The sequence below is a fragment of the Flavobacterium circumlabens genome, assembly GCF_004345565.1.
Lineage (GTDB): Bacteria > Bacteroidota > Bacteroidia > Flavobacteriales > Flavobacteriaceae > Flavobacterium > Flavobacterium circumlabens.
Genome location: NZ_SLWA01000009.1, coordinates 65,895 through 85,478, shown reverse-complemented (window position 1 = coordinate 85,478; position 19,584 = coordinate 65,895). Strand labels below are relative to the sequence as shown.

Annotated in this window: 20 protein-coding genes; 8 read left to right on the top strand and 12 right to left on the bottom strand. The window is 36.2% G+C overall.

Annotated elements, in window-relative coordinates; translation table 11 throughout:
- Window positions 1–134 precede the first annotated feature (134 nt).
- Entirely contained in the window at window positions 135–1,211 is a 1,077-nt protein-coding gene (locus EV142_RS19395; protein ID WP_132037503.1) for a M23 family metallopeptidase, read from the top strand.
- A 101-nt stretch (window positions 1,212–1,312) separates the two neighbouring features.
- Here the strand turns inward: EV142_RS19395 and EV142_RS19390 are convergent, their stop codons facing one another.
- Window positions 1,313–1,822, bottom strand: a complete 510-nt coding sequence (locus tag EV142_RS19390; RefSeq protein ID WP_132037502.1) for a response regulator — start codon at window positions 1,820–1,822, stop codon at window positions 1,313–1,315.
- A 940-nt stretch (window positions 1,823–2,762) separates the two neighbouring features.
- Here EV142_RS19390 and EV142_RS19385 point away from each other — a divergent pair.
- The 5 genes from EV142_RS19385 (at window position 2,763) to EV142_RS24735 (ending at window position 8,207) form a co-directional block, all read left to right on the top strand.
- Window positions 2,763–4,211, top strand: a complete 1,449-nt coding sequence (locus tag EV142_RS19385; RefSeq protein WP_132037501.1) for a hypothetical protein — start codon at window positions 2,763–2,765, stop codon at window positions 4,209–4,211.
- A 2-nt stretch (window positions 4,212–4,213) separates the two neighbouring features.
- Window positions 4,214–5,263, top strand: a complete 1,050-nt coding sequence (locus EV142_RS19380; RefSeq protein ID WP_132037500.1) for a caspase family protein — start codon at window positions 4,214–4,216, stop codon at window positions 5,261–5,263.
- Complete coding sequence (locus EV142_RS19375) at window positions 5,250–6,671, top strand: hypothetical protein (protein ID WP_132037499.1); 1,422 nt, start codon at window positions 5,250–5,252, stop codon at window positions 6,669–6,671. Before EV142_RS19380 ends, EV142_RS19375 begins: the two co-directional genes overlap by 14 nt.
- 356 nt (window positions 6,672–7,027) lie before the next feature.
- Window positions 7,028–7,963, top strand: a complete 936-nt coding sequence (locus tag EV142_RS19370; protein ID WP_132037498.1) for a sporulation-delaying protein SdpB family protein — start codon at window positions 7,028–7,030, stop codon at window positions 7,961–7,963.
- Window positions 7,872–8,207: an SdpI family protein gene (locus tag EV142_RS24735; protein ID WP_132037497.1), complete on the top strand. Its 336-nt coding sequence runs from the start codon at window positions 7,872–7,874 to the stop codon at window positions 8,205–8,207. The genes EV142_RS19370 and EV142_RS24735 overlap by 92 nt, the downstream gene beginning before the upstream one ends.
- Here EV142_RS24735 and EV142_RS19360 read toward each other — a convergent pair.
- From EV142_RS19360 to EV142_RS19335, 6 genes are all read right to left on the bottom strand, one after another.
- Window positions 8,162–8,563, bottom strand: coding sequence for a hypothetical protein (locus tag EV142_RS19360; RefSeq protein ID WP_132037496.1), 402 nt, complete (start codon window positions 8,561–8,563; stop codon window positions 8,162–8,164). The genes EV142_RS24735 and EV142_RS19360 overlap by 46 nt on opposite strands.
- Window positions 8,564–8,641: 78 nt before the next feature.
- Entirely contained in the window at window positions 8,642–9,571 is a 930-nt protein-coding gene (locus EV142_RS19355; RefSeq protein WP_132037495.1) for an alpha/beta hydrolase, read from the bottom strand.
- Between the two features lie 11 nt (window positions 9,572–9,582).
- Complete coding sequence (locus tag EV142_RS19350; RefSeq protein WP_132037494.1) at window positions 9,583–10,464, bottom strand: NmrA family NAD(P)-binding protein; 882 nt, start codon at window positions 10,462–10,464, stop codon at window positions 9,583–9,585.
- Between the two features lie 72 nt (window positions 10,465–10,536).
- Entirely contained in the window at window positions 10,537–11,016 is a 480-nt protein-coding gene (locus EV142_RS19345) for a Crp/Fnr family transcriptional regulator (protein ID WP_202978515.1), read from the bottom strand.
- Between the two features lie 242 nt (window positions 11,017–11,258).
- Window positions 11,259–11,663 (bottom strand): response regulator, encoded by a 405-nt coding sequence (locus tag EV142_RS19340; protein WP_132037492.1) that lies wholly within the window; start codon window positions 11,661–11,663, stop codon window positions 11,259–11,261.
- Between the two features lie 260 nt (window positions 11,664–11,923).
- Window positions 11,924–12,133: a hypothetical protein gene (locus EV142_RS19335; RefSeq protein ID WP_132037491.1), complete on the bottom strand. Its 210-nt coding sequence runs from the start codon at window positions 12,131–12,133 to the stop codon at window positions 11,924–11,926.
- Between the two features lie 3 nt (window positions 12,134–12,136).
- Here EV142_RS19335 and EV142_RS24730 point away from each other — a divergent pair, with 3 nt between their 5' ends.
- Entirely contained in the window at window positions 12,137–12,319 is a 183-nt protein-coding gene (locus tag EV142_RS24730; RefSeq protein ID WP_132037608.1) for an AraC family transcriptional regulator, read from the top strand.
- A 290-nt stretch (window positions 12,320–12,609) separates the two neighbouring features.
- On the opposite strand, the gene EV142_RS19325 is transcribed toward EV142_RS24730, so the two are convergent.
- The 5 genes from EV142_RS19325 to EV142_RS19305 all read right to left on the bottom strand — a co-directional run bounded on the left by EV142_RS19325 (window position 12,610) and on the right by EV142_RS19305 (window position 18,843).
- Window positions 12,610–13,440 (bottom strand): C1 family peptidase, encoded by an 831-nt coding sequence (locus EV142_RS19325; protein ID WP_132037490.1) that lies wholly within the window; start codon window positions 13,438–13,440, stop codon window positions 12,610–12,612.
- Window positions 13,441–13,446: 6 nt separating this feature from the next.
- Window positions 13,447–15,594, bottom strand: a complete 2,148-nt coding sequence (locus EV142_RS19320; protein ID WP_132037489.1) for a hypothetical protein — start codon at window positions 15,592–15,594, stop codon at window positions 13,447–13,449.
- An 88-nt stretch (window positions 15,595–15,682) separates the two neighbouring features.
- On the bottom strand, window positions 15,683–16,795 hold the full coding sequence (locus EV142_RS19315) for a trypsin-like serine protease (RefSeq protein ID WP_132037488.1): 1,113 nt from the start codon (window positions 16,793–16,795) through the stop codon (window positions 15,683–15,685).
- The gene (locus tag EV142_RS19310) at window positions 16,795–18,015 is read right to left on the bottom strand and encodes a hypothetical protein (protein WP_132037487.1); all 1,221 of its coding nucleotides are present in this window, start codon (window positions 18,013–18,015) and stop codon (window positions 16,795–16,797) included. Before EV142_RS19310 ends, EV142_RS19315 begins: the two co-directional genes overlap by 1 nt.
- A gap of 417 nt (window positions 18,016–18,432) precedes the next feature.
- Window positions 18,433–18,843, bottom strand: a complete 411-nt coding sequence (locus EV142_RS19305; RefSeq protein ID WP_132037486.1) for a hypothetical protein — start codon at window positions 18,841–18,843, stop codon at window positions 18,433–18,435.
- Window positions 18,844–19,125: 282 nt separating this feature from the next.
- Here EV142_RS19305 and EV142_RS19300 point away from each other — a divergent pair, with 282 nt between their 5' ends.
- Window positions 19,126–19,581, top strand: coding sequence for a T9SS type A sorting domain-containing protein (locus tag EV142_RS19300; protein WP_132037485.1), 456 nt, complete (start codon window positions 19,126–19,128; stop codon window positions 19,579–19,581).
- Window positions 19,582–19,584: the final 3 nt, after the last annotated feature.

Genomic DNA, 19,584 nt, shown 5'->3' with positions numbered 1-19,584 from the left:
AATTTGACAAAGCCCTTAAAACTTTCTTACCTCTTTTTAAATGATCTACTATTTTAATTGTAAAATGTACGAGCTAATGTAACCTAAAAAAAAAATCATCGTCTTAAATAAGATAACCACCAAAACTATTAAAGATGAGAACAGTTTATTACATCGCATTGCTATTATTTTTTTCCGGAATTCCGACTGACGCTCAAAATAAAATTTTGATTGATTCAAAACCATCTTCCATTTTTATAGAGCAAAGTGACACTAAACAAATTCTCAATTTTGATTTTTTAATTTCAAATCAATCTACAGACACACTGACTTTACAACGTATTAAAGTTTTGGTTTTTGACAATCAAAATCATTTGATTCACACAAGATTTCTTGATAATAATGGTACTGCTCCCAGTATTTTATTGGTACCAACCCGCAACTGGAATGGGAAGGAAAGTCATTTGGTATTTAATCCTTTTTCCGAATTTGATAATTCATTTACTTTGGCAAAATTAGAATTCGAATGGATTTTTAGTGATCCGAAAGAGAATGAAACCGTTGTAAAAACTAGTGTTATACCTAAAAAATATCAACAAAAAATAACGTATAAATTACCCTTAAAAGGTCGTGTCCTTGTATATGATGCGCATGATTGTAACTCGCATCACCGAAGATTCGACTATACTTTCGAGCCTGTCAGATTGCTGGATTTAAAATCAAATTTCATGCGTTATGCCTATGATTTTGTAATACTTGATTCTAACAACAATCAATTTAAAAACAAAGGAAAAAACAATTCTGATTATTTTGGTTTTGGAAATTCAGTTTATGCAGCTGCTGATGGAAAAATACTCTATGCGACAGGCGATCACAAAGACGATAAAAATTTTGACATCCCTAAGCTTAAAGAAAACCCTTTGGAATTGTATGGGAATTGTATTGCAATGGAGCATAAAGATGGTTCAGTAAGTATTTATGGCCATTTAAAAGAAAACAGTTTAAAGTATAAAAAGGGAGATTGGGTAAAATCCGGACAGGAAATTGCACAAATTGGTGTTTCAGGCAGCTCCTTTTTTCCACACCTTCATTTTGAGATTAGAACTGATATAACTAATGCTGCTGAAGGTCTTCCCTCCTATTTTTCGAATATTAATCTGGTAATTGGAAAAACAGTTCAAAAAGTAAAATCCGGCTTGGCTGAAACTGGAAATATTATTGAAACCAAATAATATCCGACAGTAGATTAGGCAAAGAAATATGACAAAAAATTAAAATTTTGAGTTTTGTGGGTAAAATCGCGGCACATGGTTTTTTACAATATTCAGTATTGTTAATTGTCCTGAGTTATATTCTTTTCAGAAACAAAAAATATATTTTTTATAGGATTGATTAAAGCTTTCGACCAGTGGAGCATGAATACTTTTTTAAGAATCAGAATAAAGCCCGTAAAGGAATTTAGTTTTTGTATAAAGAGGTTTGCCCCATTATTAAAAGTATCTTCAATATCTTTAGGGTGATTGGAAGTGGAGAGCATAACTGCAGGGATTTCTTTCAGTTCTTCATCGCTTTTTATTTCTGCCAGTGCCTCCTTACCTCCTTTGATTGGCATATTAATATCGATAAAAATCATATCAGGTTTCGGTTCGCCCCCACCTTTCAGGGTGTCAACCAATTCCTTCCCGTTTTCTACCGTAATTACTTCAGAAGGAACTTTTGTTGCATTAAGAGCTTCCATAAATAATTCCTGATCATCTTTATCATCCTCAGCCAAAATTATTTTTACCGGCTCTTTCTCTTTTATGTCTTTAGAAGTTTCGAATGAATTTTCAGAACTTATCATGTTGAAGTGATTTAATTTTTTTCAAAAGTACTATATAAATACTTAATAAGGTTTTTACAAATCAATAATATTAAAGTCTATAACAAAATTTAGCATTTAACGCACGCCGGCCTGTAGCGGTAAAAATTTTATAAGCTGTTATTTAAAACTATTACACTTTAATTAAGCGTGCTTTTATTCCCTTTTTCTTCAAAATTCATTTGTAAATTAAACCGTAATATGGAAGAATTCTCATGAATGAAAGTATCGCTAAGGAACTAATCGAAATGGTACAGCATGATCTGCAGGTGCAGGAAAAACTTTTATTTCTTATAACATATTAATTGCTAATTACATATATAAGATTAAATAACTCACTCCTACAATAGAATTGTTTTACTAGTGCGACTGAAGTATATTTTTAATTATTTAAAATTTTCACTTTTCTGATGGAACCTATAGAGGACCCTTTTTTGAGCGATTTACAATTTACCGTAAGTAGAGGACTTATAAAGGATTCGGGACCGTAATAAAATCTGCTCTAAATTAGGAATGTTACAACTCTAAAAACATTTATCTAATTTTAAATAGTATAACAAACACATATTAATACTTTTCCAATGGGTAAAAACCCCTAAAATAATCGGGTGTTTTTACCCGTTACTACTCTCCTTTTTATTTTTAAATTTACTTTTTATTTTATTATCCAAAATAAAGCACTGATTATTAAACTGTTGACCAAAAAAAACTTTTAAGACAGCTATCTGATAATAAAATCTGATCAACTACTATCCAAAACAGGGGTAAGACGGAAAATTTTTATTCTCTAAGAAAACAGGCGTAAAAATTACAGTAAAACAGGTGCCGCTTTTTTCATGATGTTCAGATTGGAAGTGCATACTTTTATCGCCATACACTAAACATCTCCATTAGATTAACAACCAAAAACAACCATAATCCAATGACAAATCCTGAAAAAATCTATTACATCAACGTCGGACAGGGCGGAACATTTAAAAAATCCGGAGACTACGACAGTGATCCCTCCGATATCGACAACCTGTTCAAACACCTGGACGATAACGACATCGAAAGATTGCTCGTATACTTTCACGGCGGACTTGTGAATGAAACCAGCGGAATGGGATCGGCAGAAGTGATGCGTGCCAACTTCGCAGATGCTCCTTCCAAAACACATGCTGTTACGTTCGTCTGGGAAACAGGACTCTGGGAAACCATAGTAGAAAACCTCAGCTTAAAGAGTACAGAAAGCCAATTCCGGAAAGTACTGAATTTTGTCATCAAACTTGTTGGCAAAAGGCTGGGTGTTGACTCCAGGGGTGGTGGTGAAACGCTGGACACTGCTACTATCGAAACAGAAAAACTAAAAGAATATCCGTTTGCCGAACTGAACGATCAACTCAAAAATAGTGAAGACAGGGGCAGCAGAGGCGGAAGTATTCTATTTGATGAAGAAGATGAAACAGGCTTTTTTGCCGATCTTAAAAAGGATAGCGACAGGATGATCCGCGCAGAAAGTGAAATAGAGGAAGAAGAAATTGAAGTAGCAGCAGCTGATCCTGATGGGGGCGATTCAAAGGGGTTATTGCTGACAATAGGCACGCTTGTAGCCAAAATTGCGTTTGCTGTTCTTAAACGTTACGCAAAAGAAACCCATCATGATTTCTACCCCACTATTGTAGAAGAAACCTTCAGGAAAATATATATAGACCGCATTGGCAAATGGGGCTGGTCTGAAATGAAAGAAAAAGCCCAACAAATGTTTGCGGATAACGAAGGACTATCTGGTGCCGATTTACATGCCGGAACCTATTTCCTTAAGCTTCTGGAAAGACATTACGAAAAAAGACAAACCGCCGGTAAAAAATTCACGATTGAACTTGTAGGCCATAGTGCAGGCTCTATCGCGATCTGCAATATGCTGGCCGCAACATCCGAAAACTTCAGGCAGCTAAAATACAACAATGTCGTTTTTCTCGCACCTGCCTGCAGAACCGACCTGTTTATCGCAAAAGGGATCCCTGCAAAAGAAAACGGGGTCTTTAAAAAATTCAAAATGTTTACCATGGAGGAACAGTATGAGAAAAAAGATTACTGTGTCAAATACCTCTACACCTACTCCCTGCTCTATCTTGTATCGGGCTTGTTTGAAGACGAAACAGATGCAAAAATAATGGGGCTTCATGAGCAGTTCAAGGCTGAAGGACGTTACGCTAAATTTGACGAACTGAAAGTAATAAACAGCTTTATTACAAACAACAAACTGGCACTGTCAAAGGATATTGCAAATGCAGATAACAGCATGTGGACCGATTCTTTGCGACACGGCGATTTTGACAACAACAGTGCCACGTTAAAATCAATCCTTTCCACTATAAATATCATTTAATTATGAATTATGCTATTGTTATAGGAATCGACCATTACGAGAAGAAACCGCTGTCGGGTGCCGTAGCAGATGCCAAAGCTTTTGCCAATTGGCTGGAAACAAAAGGCGGTGTACAAAAGGAAAACCTCAAACTGTTTGTATCAAACAGCGAAGACATGCTCGTGAGCGGTCCCGAAATTGACATAGCCATCGATAAGATCAACCGTGCTGCCAGAAACAACAACGAAACAAACAGGCTGTATTTTTATTTCTCCGGACATGGCATAGGCGTCACTTTCGACAATACAGCCCTTTGCCTCCGCCTTTGGCCGGCCCTGATCAACCATTGTATTTCCGGTCTGGATTACCGCACCTGGTTTACCAATGCAGGAGCGTTTGACGAGGTACTGATTTTCTTCGATTGCTGCCGTGAACATGATACCCTGATTAAAGGCAATTCGCCTGCCGGTTCCTGGAACCTTCCAATTGGGAACAGAAATCCCAGAGTACTTATTTGTAACTCTACTGCCTATGGCAAATTGAGTTATGAGGTGCTAATGGATCCCGTAAGTGAAAGCAATCCAGATCGTGGGGCAGAAACCGATGCACTGCCTAAAGAATCAGAGTCTGACAAAAAAAGGGGCGCCTTTACCACTTTTCTTATTGACAGCCTGAATGGCGATGCAGACAGTGACGGCACCGGGCAAATTACCGCACTGGCACTTAAAGATCATATCCGTAACAATTTTAAAAGCCATGCCGAAAAATTCAAAAAAACACAGGATGCTTCTGCAGATACACTAAACGGCGGAGATCAGATTCTGATCTGTACCGTCCCTGTGATATTGCCTGAATATAATTGTATAATCACCTTTGAGCGCAATTCAAATATCACGCTTTACGGCCCGAATTTCGAAAGTGTCTGGCAAGGCGACGTGGTAGCCGGACAGATTTTGAAACTACCGGAACTGGCCAAAGGTTTTCATCAGTTAAAGGACAACCTGGATACAACAGTACCGCCTAAAACATTTATCAATTATTCCCCAAAAACAATCAGTTATGAACGATTCTGATACTAAATATACCATTCATATTTCTTTCAGACAGTCCTTAGAGGGATTGCAGCTCGTACTCGTCGACGGCAGTCTGAACAAAATTGTGGAGGAAGAAACACAGAGCCTTGAACTTTCATTGTCCAAAGGAATTTACCAGCTAAAAGCTTCTTTTATAGACTACTTCGAAGAATACTTCCTCACTGTCAGTCAAAATGAGTCTTTCATCCTGGATTACCATTATCCGATGACTTCACCCAGTATGGAATTTGCGACCACACACGAATATTTTTCAGTTCCTGCCGAAATAGGGAGCAGAAAATGTACATCAGGCGATCAGAATAAGATTCCAAATTTCTTTTTTTTTGCAGCCGCCTTTGACAAAGATGCCCCGTATAAAGAGGAAATAATTACCGATCTTGTTGAAAATTTTTCCCTGTTCGATCCAAAAGGAAAACTAAATATCCGTTTCGACTACGACAATTCGTTTGTAGATCCTGAAGCTGCAGTTGTTATTTTTTCTGCCCGGCTCAGAAATGGCCTGTACTTTCTTAAGTACAGAAAAAAAGGAAAACGCAGGATTTTTCCCTTTTACATTTATAACGGGTATCAAACCCAGTTTTTATTGCGTTACAAGCAAGCACCCGATTTTTATAACAGTTTTTTCTACTATGACAACAAATTTGGATTTAACAGGCAGGACAGCCAATACCTGCTGCTCGACAAAATCCAATATGCTTACAAAGATTACAATAACTATAAACTGCTCACCGCTTCAGACCGCACTGCCATAAAAGAGCACCCCTATCTGGCCGCATTGGTACACATCCTTCATTTGGTTACGGAAAATGAACAGGATAACGTCGAATTTAGCAATACCCCAATACTGGAACTGCCCGACATTGCAATGCTCAAAGCCTTAAAAGACAGTGAGCAGCAGATCAATTCAGAAGAACTGCCCATCGTCTCGGCTATAATGGCCAAGTGTATGATAACGGTGGGTAAAAAGATGGAGTTCAAACCCGGTTCCATCATGGATCGCGTCGTAGACAGTCTGAGTTTTGATATCTTCTGGAACAATTTCTCTGAAGTAGAAAACCTCTCGCGTATGGCAGACTTGTATAAAGACCTGTTGCAAAAATCAAAGTATTATGGTACAAACCTAAAAGACAATGCCATCGCTAAAGTTAGAAAACTGATTGTCAATTCAGTCCGTACCACACCCGAAACGTTCAAGGAAGAACGCCTCAATATATTTTTAGGAAATAACCTCACAGACACTCCGGAAGATACGACCAGATTTACAGATGCCATAAACAGTGTCGGCAACGTGTCCGAAATTGCCAGTAAATTTAATCTCCCGCCTACCACTGTCCTGCGCAACTATGAAAAGTATAATGAAATGTACAAAAAAATGAATCTCAAATAATATAAAAAGAGAAATCATATAGCGTAGCAGGTAGTCGTTTTTCATTTGAAAACGAATAAAGCCTGCTTGTTTTTTAGGTGTCAATTTAAAACCGATAATTAAAAAAGGCTCCGGATAAAATCAGGAGCCTTTTTATTTGCTGTCAACTTATTTACAATTTTCCAGCAGCTTCAAACTTCACTAAAGCTAGCAATCCCGAAACAGAATTTTTAATATTCTTTATTCAGTCCTCCGATGATATATGGCGTATATCTGCTGGAGAAGTGAAAACCTCTGCTTTACGAATGGTATATTTCAAAGCTCAAGATTCATCAGACGATTAATTATATATTACTGGAGATAAAAAAATAAATCAGATGATTTCTAAACAACTCAACGTTGTTGAATCCTTAATCAATAAAAATTACTGGTTCAACTGGCTTGGACTAAGCCGGACCATTATCGCATCAGCGCTGATACTCACGCTGCTCTGCAACAGTAAATATGCCTTTTTTTTTACCGGTTACCAGAATGAAAATTGTCATAAGTTCGGACAGTATGAGTTTAATTTTTTTTCTTTTTTCAATGATTTTCAAACCGGTATATACTTTGCACTAGCGGGACTTCTGCTTGTTGCCAGTGGAATTTTTCCCAGATATACCTGTGTGCTGCACTGGTTCATCTCCTATAGTTTCAGCATTACTTCCTCCTGTACGGACGGCGGGTATCAAGTGGCTTCGATACTGACAATGCTGTTAATTCCTATCTGTATTTTTGATAAAAGAAGATGGCACTGGTCGGAAGATACCTTTACGCATTCCTATTTCTCAAAAGTAACGGTTACCTTTGCTTTTTATATGATTTCCCTGCAGGTGTTTACGATTTACTTTTTTGCCTCTGTAGGCAAATTTAAAGTAGAAGAATGGAAAAACGGAACTGCTCTTTATTACTGGTTTACCCAGCCACTATTCGGGGGAACCATTTTTTTCAAGCCTTTTATTGATCTGCTGTTAAGCAGTCCTGTTGCGGCTACTTTGCTGAACTGGTCGGTTTTGGTTATTGAATTATTAATTGCTTTGAGTATCTTTATCCTTGATGCCAGGAAGAAGAAAGTAATAATTTCCCTTGGTATTTTATTTCATTTTTTCATTGGATTGTTTATGGGTATTGTCAGTTTTTCCTTTGTGATGTGCTCTGCCCTATTGATCCTAATTTCTAACAATGTTAATTATGAGTTCAGAATTTTTAATTTCCCTGTTGCTTCTTTTAATTTCAGTAGTTTATTATTACTTACAGCCAAAAAAAATAAATAGGTTTTACGGTTACAGAAGCAGCAAATCGATGAAGAATCTTACCAATTGGCAATATTCCAATAAACTGGCTGCTGTAATGCTGTTCAGGATTTCGGTATTTAATTCCGTTGTTTTCCTTATAATCTCTCTGGTTTATGGGGATTTAAATAAAAATATTTTTGGTATATTTTTATTTATCCAGTTTATAGCCATGTTTATTTACGTAGAGAAAAAGACCGCTGAAAATGAAAAAAAGCAGTTATAAATAAAAGCAGCAAAAAATACATCATCGCTAAGAGCGGTGCCCAAACCTCCAACATCAGATGATTTGGAGGTTTTTTTACGAATAATAATGGTACAAACTTTTACTTTAACTCCCATAGAGAGCGCAAGGGTATCCGTTCCTAACGGGTGCATAAACTTTATAGCTGAATAATGGCAACACAGCCTGTAAAAATACACTACAAAAAAAGGATTGTCCCACCAGGACAACCCTCTTTCTTCTACAAAACGAATAGTTACAAATTTTGAGAGCCTGTCGTACTTTTCGCATTCCTTCAGGAAAGGTTTGGAATGTCGCCTACTAAACTTAACGATACGCGTTATCCAAAGTGATATCAAAAATTTTAAAGACGGTATACAGCAACCTGTATTATTTCTTTGGTCGATTTAATACTATACTTTGGAATGGAATTTTTATTATTTCAAAAAATTCATAACAAGCTCAAGTACTTTTAGAGGTTTTTCCTCAATCATATAATGTCCACTATCCATAATTCCCTCTACTTTACAGTTAATTGCCAAATAAGGCAGCCCCATCTTTATATAGTTATAACTGGAGTTACTGCCTATACCTAATACGGGCATAGTTAGAGGCTTATAGCTTTTTGAATCCTCTATGTCCTGTGTAAAACTTTGGTACCAGGCATTTGATGCCTTTATATTTTCGGGCTTGTTATATACTGATGCATACACTTCCCTTTCAAAATCCGTCATTTTGGTATCATCCAGCATGACGTAGGAAAACAGGTAATCAAGCAGGTATCTGAACCTATCTTGTAATATTTTTTCAGGAAGATCCTTAACCTGATTAAAAGCCATCCACCACACATACGGCATGTTAACATCCATTTTGTCAGTAAACGATCCTTTTGTCGGTATCAGTGGCATTTGCAGCATACCTTCAGTAGGATGTGCACCATCCATAAGTACTAACTTATCTACTGCTTCCGGATAATTAAAAGCAAAACTCATTGCCACCATACCTCCAATATCATGCCCCAAAAGATTCACCTTTTCAAACCCGAGGTGCTTTACAAGATCATAAATATCTTTAGACATTGTTTTTTTGTCATAACCATCTTCCGGTTTTCCGGAAGTCCCCATACCTCTAATATCAACAACAATAACCCTATAGCTTTCTGCAAGCTGCGGTGCGATTTTATGAAACGAATACCAGGTTTGCGGCCATCCGGGCAGGCACAATAGTGGAATGCCGCTACCGCCTTCTACATAATGCAATTGTACACCATTAACCACTGTATACTTATTTTCAAATCCGGGCCAGCTTTTAATAAGCTCTTCATCAGAGTATTGTTTTGGGCCATTTACTTTATGTTCAATATTCATAACTATAACTGTTAAATATTATTTTCAACTTTAGACCATACTAAATCGGGATACCTGCTGTTATCAAGTTCTTCATGATGCACTAAAAACATACTGTACAGGTATTGTGCCTGCTGCCATTTTGGGTATAGCTGCTCTTCTCCTTCAGGATCTTTTAGGCGTTGTATTTTATTGTAAGCCGAGAATCCTTCCATAGAACCCCTATCCACAAGTTCAAATTTTTTGTCCTTATACTGCTCGCTTAAAGCAACCAAATCATCAGGGCTAACCCTGAAACTGGCAATTCGTAAAAACCTGGGTGTAATAATATCAAGTATAGCTTCGGCTGTAAAGGCAGCTGTATCGTCCATCGTCGTAAAATCAATTTGCCAATCCGTTTTATTGTCATAATAGGCAACCGTTTTTGTTTTTACATCAAATAGTGGGGTATTATACCTTAAAATATCAGCGAAGCAGCCATTAAAAATGGATGTTGCCTGGATAGGGCTGTTATCCAGGAGTGCCTGGAACTCTTTCCTTAAATCAAAATTCCTGTTTTCACCTTTAGGGATACCTGTAAAGTCAGAAGAGAAATCCGAAGGCATAAAACGTGGTACACCCGCTGCAATGGCTGCATTTAATAATTCTGACTGGGTATTTATAATTACATCACGTAATCCTGTAACCGCAGAAACAACACCTGTAGCACCTTTACATGCAACAGTAAGTTCATCCTTATTAAATAGTTTAACTTCAATAATCTCAACCCCCATTTTTCTAAGCGAAGCGACTTTCTCAGGGTCGCTGCTCCTGCGCACAATTGCTTTAACGTGAGCCTCCTTTTTAATTAATTCCCTGCAAATACGATAGCCTAAATTACCGGTAGCGCCAGCTACTACAATAGTATTTTTCATTGTCATTATTTTTTATAATGCAAAGTTAAAACGCTATTGGCTTTTAAAAAGCTACCATTTGGTAGGTAATTGTTATTTGATGTTTTTTCGTATCCTGCTTAATGCATTTGGAGTTATACCAAGGTAAGAGGCAATCTGTTTTACGGGTACTCTCTTCATCAGTTCCTTATCCTGTATAAATTCCAAATAGCGATCCTGAGCCGATAAGGTTTGGAAACTAATGATTTGGTTTATCATCCTGATAGACATGTTTTCCCAGGTAATCCTGCCAAATTCCTGCCAGGCCGGAATTTGCTTATACAACATTTCCATAGCATCTTTATTAATGCAAAACAATTCCGTTTTTTCAATAGCTTCAATATTAAAACGTGTGGGGAGCTGGGGATTTAGGCTAGATATTTCGGTGAAAAATTCATTTTTAACAATTACCCATGCTGTTAACTGCTCTTCATAGTCTCCGTAATAAAAACGTAAAGCCCCTGATTTGATAAAATAATAGTGGTTAGCAATTTGGCCAGTTTTTAAAATAAATTGACCTTTTTCAAGTATCATTTCTTGAAAATTAGACAAAATAATCTCCAAATTATCCGCTCTAATTTCTACTTTAGTCTTAATAAAATCAATTAATTGCTGCATTGGATATAATTAAAAATTAGGCTAAGATACAATTGTCCCGTTACATCTTTTAATTATTGAGAAATAGTGACTTTTTTTTGTTCCTGGAAGAGAAAAATTTGCGTTCACGAGCGGAACGCCCGGCAGCAGGGAAAGTTAGAAGCAATAATTTTAAGTCATTATATTTTTTTTTCAGACATTTCAGGCATAATTATCTTTTGTAGCGACTTAAAAACCTTTATAAAGTTCGTATGTTTCTTTAAAAAATGCACTCTCTTGAATTTGGTCATCGCTTCCTGTAGCATACGTCCGGAATTTCGGGAATAAAGTACAACCGGAATTCTTTTTAAACCTTTAATATCCCGAAGTAATTTAAGAAATCCATCTCCGTCAAGATGCAGCATATTATAATCCAGGAAAATAATGTCGGGGGATAACTTTGAAGCCTTGAGCTTTTTTAGAGCTTCAAGTGCGCTACCTTCTACTGATGATCTAATTTTATGATTAATTGCATTCAGGACTAATACAAAAGTCTCTGCATCATCATTTATATCGTTGACTAGTAATATATTTTTGTATTTCATTCCCAACTAAATTTTTGAGCGGAAAAAGTTGCTGTTTAGGGCAAATATTGCCTTTAAATTCAGTGCAATTTTATAACAAAATAAAACTATTTCAAAGAGCAATAATGCTAATTTGTAATAACTCTGAAAAACTTTGTAATAACTTACTGAGGTGCAGAGGTATCAGCATAATTCAGGATACTGCGAATGCTGATTATCCTGATATTCCTATAAATGCCCTGAATCAAATGAAGCCGGAGCAGCAGATATTATATTTTTTTTTACTTCGTGGCTTTCTGACTATCTAATAAATCATTCATTATCAATTCAGGGTGAATATCCGGATTTTGATCACACTGCGCTACATATAAGGCCAAAACAGATTCAGCATCAGGTTTTAAATGTTCCGGTAAGCTTTCCCGAATTCTTGGGAGCACTTTCTCTTTAATTTCTTTTTCTCTCAAACCTATTCCGTTGTTACCCGGAAGCACAACATCAGGTGTTGTATAATCGAGACGGTCTCTGATAATGACAAAAAAACTTTAAATTATACCATACAGGCTTTATCCGAAATCTGTGGCTATAATAGTGTACAGACCTTTACAAGAGCTTTTACCGCTTATACCAAAATGAAACCCTCCGATTTTATTAAAGAACTAAAAGTAAATAGTAAATAAAGAAGTAATCTATAAAAGAAAAATGAGGAGACTTTTGCCAAATTTATAAGTTCTAAAAAGGCAAAAAATCCGCAAAGAGTCAGAAGACTTTTACGGAGGTTTTATTAGAAATATTTCTGTGAGTATTGAAAAATACTAATTTTATTGGGAATAAGATCTTCTGTCAATTGGCTACAGACAACTTTATAAGCCAATATGCTCTTATCTTTTTCTATTATTTTATAATGCGCCTTCTTATCACCAGTATTTTTTTTAATCTCATTTAATTATAATAAAAATCATTTATCTTTTCATTTATAGATCTCAGAAGGATCGTATTTTTTTATGGGGGGGAAGTCAGAAATTGTCGAAACAAAATCTTCTAAAATTATGGCATAGCTCAAATATTTATTAAAATCTTTATAAGTGATCCACGACAAACCATTGCTTCCAAAGGATTTATAATTGTTTTTAATTAGTAACGATCCGCCGTTTAAGGTATCATCAAATCCAACGACACAAATAGCGTGGTTCGATTCTTTATAATCGTTTTTAGCATCTATTTCCGGCTTGATCTGATAGATCAAATCTTTATTGTTTCGAAGGGATTCTGTTTGAGCGATGGCACAGATTACAGGTTCTTTTTTAAGCAGATATGGTTTAATCACATCCATCAGCTTAGCGAAATCTTCTCGTGAAGTATCAATTTTTATTATTGTTGTATAACCTTTAATTGCATAATTAGCTGCTAAGGTCAGTTCCGCTTTTGGAATCGTATAACAGCATAGTTGATTGCTAACCGGAACCGCACCGTACTTCACAAGAACAGCTGCTGCTTTTTCAATATTGCCTCCTATGCTGCAAGAAGTAAACAACCGTTTAAAAAAGTTTTTCTCAGATTGTATACGGGAGGCCGTAAATGCAGATGAAAAAGCATTAAGATTAATATCCTGTGCAGAGTTTATTTCCATCTTTATCGCAAATTTAATAGTAAGTGCCGTATAGGTAGCCGCATAAGCAAAACAAGTACCTTTATTCTGGTCTAAACTGGTAGGAGTAAATGCCGAAAAGTTTATTTTATCCTGACAGTAAACATTTGTTACTGTCATAAATATTGCCAAGAGTATTAAATAGTTTCTCATCTTGTATTAATGTTTACTCGTAAATATATAAATTGGAATATCAACTGAGATCCCTGCAGTTAACCTCCATACACTTGCGTCCTCAACGGTTATAGATTCTGTACTAATATCACGTAATTGAGGGGCATATTGGTAACCCACTTTTAGTGCCAGAGGACTATTCTTTATCCCATAAACAAAATGAACTCCGGGAGCAAAAATTTGCGCTAAAGTAATCTTATCCGGTATATCGGTAGTAGTATTTTCAGAGCGATAGCTTAAGGCAGCACCAATATCCAAAATACTAAGGAAGGCTGTTATTGATGAACTGTCTCTATCGCTGTTCCCTGATCCAAAAGCTAAACCTATTGGGGCGGTCACCCCATACGTGAAATTTGAAAACAATTTCGTTTTCGTTTGGTTATTTGACTCTGTACCACAGTAAAGTCCCGGATAAGCGCTTAGTGCTGCCGAGAAATACGATTTCCGTATTACTTTATAGGATTGTACAGGTTCAGCATAATTTGCAATCACTGCTTTTATCTCATCTGAAGTTTTCGCAGCAACTACATCATTAGTAAAAGCCAGTATATTTTTAAGCGGCTTAATCCATTTATTATCTTTTTCTGAACCAACAACAGTTGTAATAAGTGAAATGGTTGCATTGGTTGCCCGTGGAAAATTATTTGATCGTACAGCTTTTGCTATATCTATGGCATCGGTTAATCCTGAAATGATCATACTATACTTTTCATCATATAAATCGTCACGATTAACAACAGAAAAAGTTGTCTTAACCAGGTCTGTCAGCGCATCCGAATTACTTAAAAAGAAATCAAGAGCTACTTCCTTTCTTTCAGCAGCTGTGCTATTGCCCGGCGTTTCTTTCATTTTCTTAAATTCATTGATACGCTGGTCGATATTTTGGGCTAATATGACAAAATTATAAATAGCATTGAAGCGTTGGTTAATATCTGAATTATCAGCTAGCTCACTCAGTTTACGAGACAAATGACTAGCCTCAAACAAATCAGGGTATTTATCATAGAGTAAGGCGAAAAAAATACGGATAATATCAGGATTTAGTTTTTCTACGGTTTTAAGTTCAATCCAGTGATCACCTGTTTTGGCTAGTAAGTTCTGCGAAAGCATATCCGTAATAGCTATAATGTAAGTACTGGTTAGCGGTGTTGTTAAGTCGTAAGGGTTTTGCAAGGCTATGGTATGCAGGGCTGTTGAAGGATGGTCTCCTTTAGCCATTTGATTTATAAAAGAATACATGGCGCTCCCCACAATAAAGGCATTTTTGTTTCCATTTATCATACTGTTAAAATGATGGCGTTTCACATAGATGATAAAATTATCCGGAAGGCTTGCTAAGTCAGCAGCAAAAGCATCTTTATAGGTAGCACCCATACTCGGTAAATTAAAGATATCATTATCTTTAAACGTCGCCCAGGTTTTAGGGAGTAACTCTCTTATTTCCTTATTTTTTTCAAGAGTCTGCTTAAATTTCTCGAGATAGGCGATGGTAAGTTCTTGTTTAATGCGGTCTCTTAAAAAATCTGCAAAAGCCTGAACGTATTTAGTAACATCCATTCCGCCTATTGCACTGCCCATACCTGAATAAAGTTCTCCTTTTGGTGCAGGATAAAGCTTGGCATACTCCATATCTTTAACAAAAGGGTTTGTATTTTTCCATTTATTGTAATCACCTCCATAAACATTGCTTAGGCGTTTAGCATCAATATATCTGGACAGAATCTTCTGTAGCTCTTCCTTTTTTATGTTTGCCGTCGCAGTATGATGATAATAAAGATAAGCATCCATTTCAAAAGCAGCCCATAAAGCCCTATTCAAATCATCACTATCATGTATTTTGGAATAATCTGTCACAGGAGGCACCACGATCTGACTTCCACCACCACCACCAGATATTGTAACATCATAATCATTGGAAGAGTTATTATCAATTTTGAACGTCAATTGTGTTGCTCCTAATGGTATAATAAAAGTTTTGTTGAAATTTATTACACCATTAGGACTCTTAGTACCATTTATTGGGTTGCCACCGTTATAGTTAATCTGCAGTTCGTCTGCAATATTGCTTGAAGGGATTTTTTCCACTATAAGAACGTCACCACCAGAAAGTGAAGGCAGAATTTTATATATCACATCATTGTAGTCTGCCTTTTTGGATTGCCCGTAACAAAGAACAGTAGAGAAATAAAGCAAGATAAGAGTAAATAATTGTTTCATAATTTTATAGCTTAAGTGAGAAAGTATTAAAAATTCGCTGTATCGGAATAACATAGCTAAAAAGACCATCTGAACCAATAAGCAATCCTATAATTTGCTGATTGAATACTACAGGGCAGCCTGAGTCGCCATGTTCACTATAATTAGTAATCTGTATAAGATTTTCTTTATAATATTCCATGGAACCCAGCTGAAATCTTTGTGAAGCATTTACAGACTGGATATTACCTTCCTGCCTTCCACTTGTTGCACCGAAAAGTATAACTGATTTGCCCTGATGATCCGGATCATTGAAAACATTAAGATGTCCCGTAATTATTGTTCCGTCAAAAGTAGTATTGGTTAAAATTAGATTAGGTCTTAGAAGTATTAACGCCACATCGTGCCATTCATTAAAAATACCACTATGAAGTCTACCTATTCTATTTGGGGAACCAAATTGGTTGTTCCATGATGGCATACTGCAAAATCTTATTTGTTTTTCATCTTTAAGAGAATAAGTAAGAATATTAGCATTCAAAAAATCAGCCGCTGCAACATGGTAGTTGGTCAATAAATAATCACCTGCATTGTTTACCAAAGCACCACGAACCCTAATCCCGCTACTCCCCCATTCTTGTTGGCCTTCGCGCGAAATACTGCTCCCAAGTGAAAAATGAAACTCACTTTTCGGGGCTATCACCATATTTGTAGGGATTGCAAATCCTTTAAAATAAAGTATAGTGGGTATAGCTAAATTTTGCAGGTTCAAATATTGAAAAACGAGTGAAAAAACATCATTATATTCTATTGTTACACCTGTAAGTTCAGATATTCCATTCCTATACTTTCTCCAAAAATAGTCCTTTGCCTCAGCCATTATTAGCATCGATTTTTTACGGTCTGAACCAAGTGAGGTATCTTTTATGGCAAACTCAGTTTCATCAATACCTCCGCTCCAATAATAACAAAGATCTTCGCTGTTATGATACCATATTGCATTACCTTCAATGTCGTCTCCGATAACTACTGAATCAATATCAATAAGTTCGCCCGGACTTTTATAAGTCCGGATTTTTGCGTTTACTGAGGCAGTACCAATTCGTGCATTTAGATATTTACTTACAAGAGTTTTCATTAGCCAACAGGTTTAACGGGTGGTGAAGTCTTATCTGTACCAGTTGCAGTTTTATCATCGGGTTTACCGCCTGTTCCGCGTATCTGCATCAACTTGTTTAACAAGTCAAACCAAAATGAAGATCCAAAGGAAATAGCAAGTGCTGTAAGCAAGTAACCCCAGGAAAACAGGCTGGCTTGTGGCAAATTACTACAGGCTGGCTCATACTTTTTAATGAGTAACGAAAGCTCGGCCTGTTGGTTTTTATTCTTTTTAAAAATGGATGAAGTACTATCTTTCTTTTTAATCAGTTTATTTTCTGTCTCAACAAGAAGTGCTCTTTGTTTCTGGAAAATATGACAAACCTGGCAACTGTCGTTATCGGCTGCTTTTACCGAGAGTATTTGTCCAGCCTGATCGATATCGGCCTGAACGGCTTTACTGGCTTCTCTGAGCATTTTATCATCTGCCTGGGCATTTGGTGTGATCTGTTGGGAGCCACGACTAACGGCAAGCTTTACCATGTTGTTTCGGGCGTTATCATCTTTGGCCAAAAGACGATAAATAGCAATACAGTCTACTTGGCAATTAAATGCAATTATCAATCCTATAACAAACAGCATAATTTTGGTCTGTTTTAAGTACCAACCCGAAACGCGGTCCATAGTCCGGTTGAACCAGGTTTCCAGATTAACACGGAACTGATTAATATCTCCTTGGGCATCATTCCAGAGCCTGCCAAGATGCTCACAGGTTTCTTTATCGATATCAACTTGTTTGCCATCCACTCCGCGAACATTTTTACAGGTAAAAAGAACATGTTTTATTTGTTCTGCAGCGTTAGCATTACCGCTTCCCTGACTCCCCTGAAGCAGGTATACTATCGTTTCGGAAAAATTGGACGCATCAATATAAGAGGGTTTGCTGTTCCAACTGCTCTCTGCAAGATATTTGATAGTTGGATAGTTATAAAATATTTTGAAAAAAGAGTGTTCTTTTCCTGAAAAGGGCACAAAAAAACGAACAATGTTGTTCCAGATTTCCAGTGGAATTTTTATGATAGTCAATTTATAGGTAACATTTTCATCCTGAAGCATTCGTCTTATACCTTTCTGAAGCATTCTTGCACGCAAGTTCAACCATCGGGCTACTATTTCTTGTATAATAGTGGCTAATAAACTATAAAGGAGGAAAACAAACACCAAACCGATAAAAACATTAAGTGCTACGCTGTCAAACATAATAACGGTATTAAAGTTGAAATTGTTTAATTAAATAAAATCGTCTAATATAAATACGCAGAGACCTTGTTAGGGTTAAAAAATTGCCTCTATCAAATTGTTGTAATGAACTTAATGGCTATTTTATTACAATAAAATCTTACCAAATCTAATTATTATATCCTGCAAAATTCTAGGTAGAATTACCTGATTTTAACTTTATGATCCATTATGAGTTTACCTTAAATGCACACAAATCAATTTGATATAATTGTCTACCAGTTAAATACGTAAGAAAATAGCTCCGATATATTAATTACGGTAAATGAAGTCAGCACTAATTATTTATTTTCATAGAACTACATTCGATATAAAACACCCACAAAAAAAAAGGGCTGTCCAATCAGGACAACCCTCTTTCTTTTACAAACGAATAGCTTACAAAGTCGCTTTATGAGCCGTTAGTGCGGCTATAAAACCGTCTACTTCTTCGATCTCGTTTTCGATACGCTGAACGTCCAGCTCTTTTTGCAGTAAAGCTACAAGACCGTAGCTCTCTTTGCGGTTTTCGAGTAAGAATTTTTTGTATTCTAACTTTACTTTCTTTTTAGCCGCGTCTACTTTAGACGGCCCTTCCGGCAGTACACCCAATACGACATCCAACGCCGATAGTTCGGCTAATACACCCTGTAAGATCGGTTGTACTTCGATGGATGAAGTCTCAAACTTATTGGTTAAACGACCTTCAGAAAGCATTTGAAAATCTAAATCTGCTTTCTCTTTTGCTGCCCATGTCAATAAGACATCACAGTCTGCTGCTTGTGTAATTCTCTTAATGGAATAACTCATAATGTTTCGGTATTTAAATTAATGGTGCAATACTATTAAAAATTAATATTGCTTATTAAATATCAGAAATAATTTACAATAATTTTAACAAATTGTAAGAAAAAAGATATTTATAGTAAATTTTAGAAAGAATAAATATACAATTGATATATCGTAGATAAGGGCTAACATTATCATTTTGTTAAATGTGAATAAAATTTCATGTCTGGTAAAAATCCTGTTAAAAAAAATACAATATTTACAAAAATTTTTATGTCTTTTTTTTACTTAATATTTTAATCTATGAAAAAATTTCTATCAATTATTTTATTCTGCACTTGCTTTCTGGCTAAGGCTCAGGAACCAACACTAACATTTACATACGATCCATTGACAGGAAATCAGACGGTCAGGGAATTTTGTCAAAGCTGCGGGATTGCCAAACCGGCAAGAGAAAGCAAAGAAACGGAGACCTTAACAGATGAAGATCTGACTAAAATTTCATCAGATAATACCATCTCCTATTATCCAAATCCTGTTAAAGAGGAACTTTTTCTTAAATGGGAACTTATTGATGAAAATCAGGTGGTTTCAATACAGGTGGTTGAAATGAGTGGACAAGCAGTCGCTTCCTATAGGAACCTGAATGCTATAAACACTCAGACTATATCATTTAGAACCTTTCCTACCGGAGTATATCTTGTTACGCTGTCCTATAGAAATGGCCAACAAAAAACAATAAAAATTATTAAACAATAATAA

Bases quoted from the DNA above. Each gene is read 5' to 3' on its own strand.
- EV142_RS19305 (WP_132037486.1), bottom strand. From the start codon at position 18,843: ATGAGTTATTCCATTAAGAGAATTACACAAGCAGCAGACTGTGATGTC.
- EV142_RS19355 (WP_132037495.1), bottom strand. From the start codon at position 9,571: ATGAATATTGAACATAAAGTAAATGGCCCAAAACAATACTCTGATGAA.
- EV142_RS19315 (WP_132037488.1), bottom strand. From the start codon at position 16,795: ATGAAAACTCTTGTAAGTAAATATCTAAATGCACGAATTGGTACTGCC.
- EV142_RS19370 (WP_132037498.1), top strand. From the start codon at position 7,028: ATGATTTCTAAACAACTCAACGTTGTTGAATCCTTAATCAATAAAAAT.
- EV142_RS19325 (WP_132037490.1), bottom strand. From the start codon at position 13,440: ATGAGAAACTATTTAATACTCTTGGCAATATTTATGACAGTAACAAAT.
- EV142_RS19395 (WP_132037503.1), top strand. From the start codon at position 135: ATGAGAACAGTTTATTACATCGCATTGCTATTATTTTTTTCCGGAATT.
- EV142_RS19300 (WP_132037485.1), top strand. From the start codon at position 19,126: ATGAAAAAATTTCTATCAATTATTTTATTCTGCACTTGCTTTCTGGCT.
- EV142_RS19345 (WP_202978515.1), bottom strand. From the start codon at position 11,016: ATGATACTTGAAAAAGGTCAATTTATTTTAAAAACTGGCCAAATTGCT.
- EV142_RS24735 (WP_132037497.1), top strand. From the start codon at position 7,872: ATGTTAATTATGAGTTCAGAATTTTTAATTTCCCTGTTGCTTCTTTTA.
- EV142_RS19375 (WP_132037499.1), top strand. From the start codon at position 5,250: ATGAACGATTCTGATACTAAATATACCATTCATATTTCTTTCAGACAG.
- EV142_RS19350 (WP_132037494.1), bottom strand. From the start codon at position 10,464: ATGAAAAATACTATTGTAGTAGCTGGCGCTACCGGTAATTTAGGCTAT.
- EV142_RS19390 (WP_132037502.1), bottom strand. From the start codon at position 1,822: ATGATAAGTTCTGAAAATTCATTCGAAACTTCTAAAGACATAAAAGAG.
- EV142_RS19310 (WP_132037487.1), bottom strand. From the start codon at position 18,015: ATGTTTGACAGCGTAGCACTTAATGTTTTTATCGGTTTGGTGTTTGTT.
- EV142_RS19385 (WP_132037501.1), top strand. From the start codon at position 2,763: ATGACAAATCCTGAAAAAATCTATTACATCAACGTCGGACAGGGCGGA.
- EV142_RS19340 (WP_132037492.1), bottom strand. From the start codon at position 11,663: ATGAAATACAAAAATATATTACTAGTCAACGATATAAATGATGATGCA.
- EV142_RS19380 (WP_132037500.1), top strand. From the start codon at position 4,214: ATGAATTATGCTATTGTTATAGGAATCGACCATTACGAGAAGAAACCG.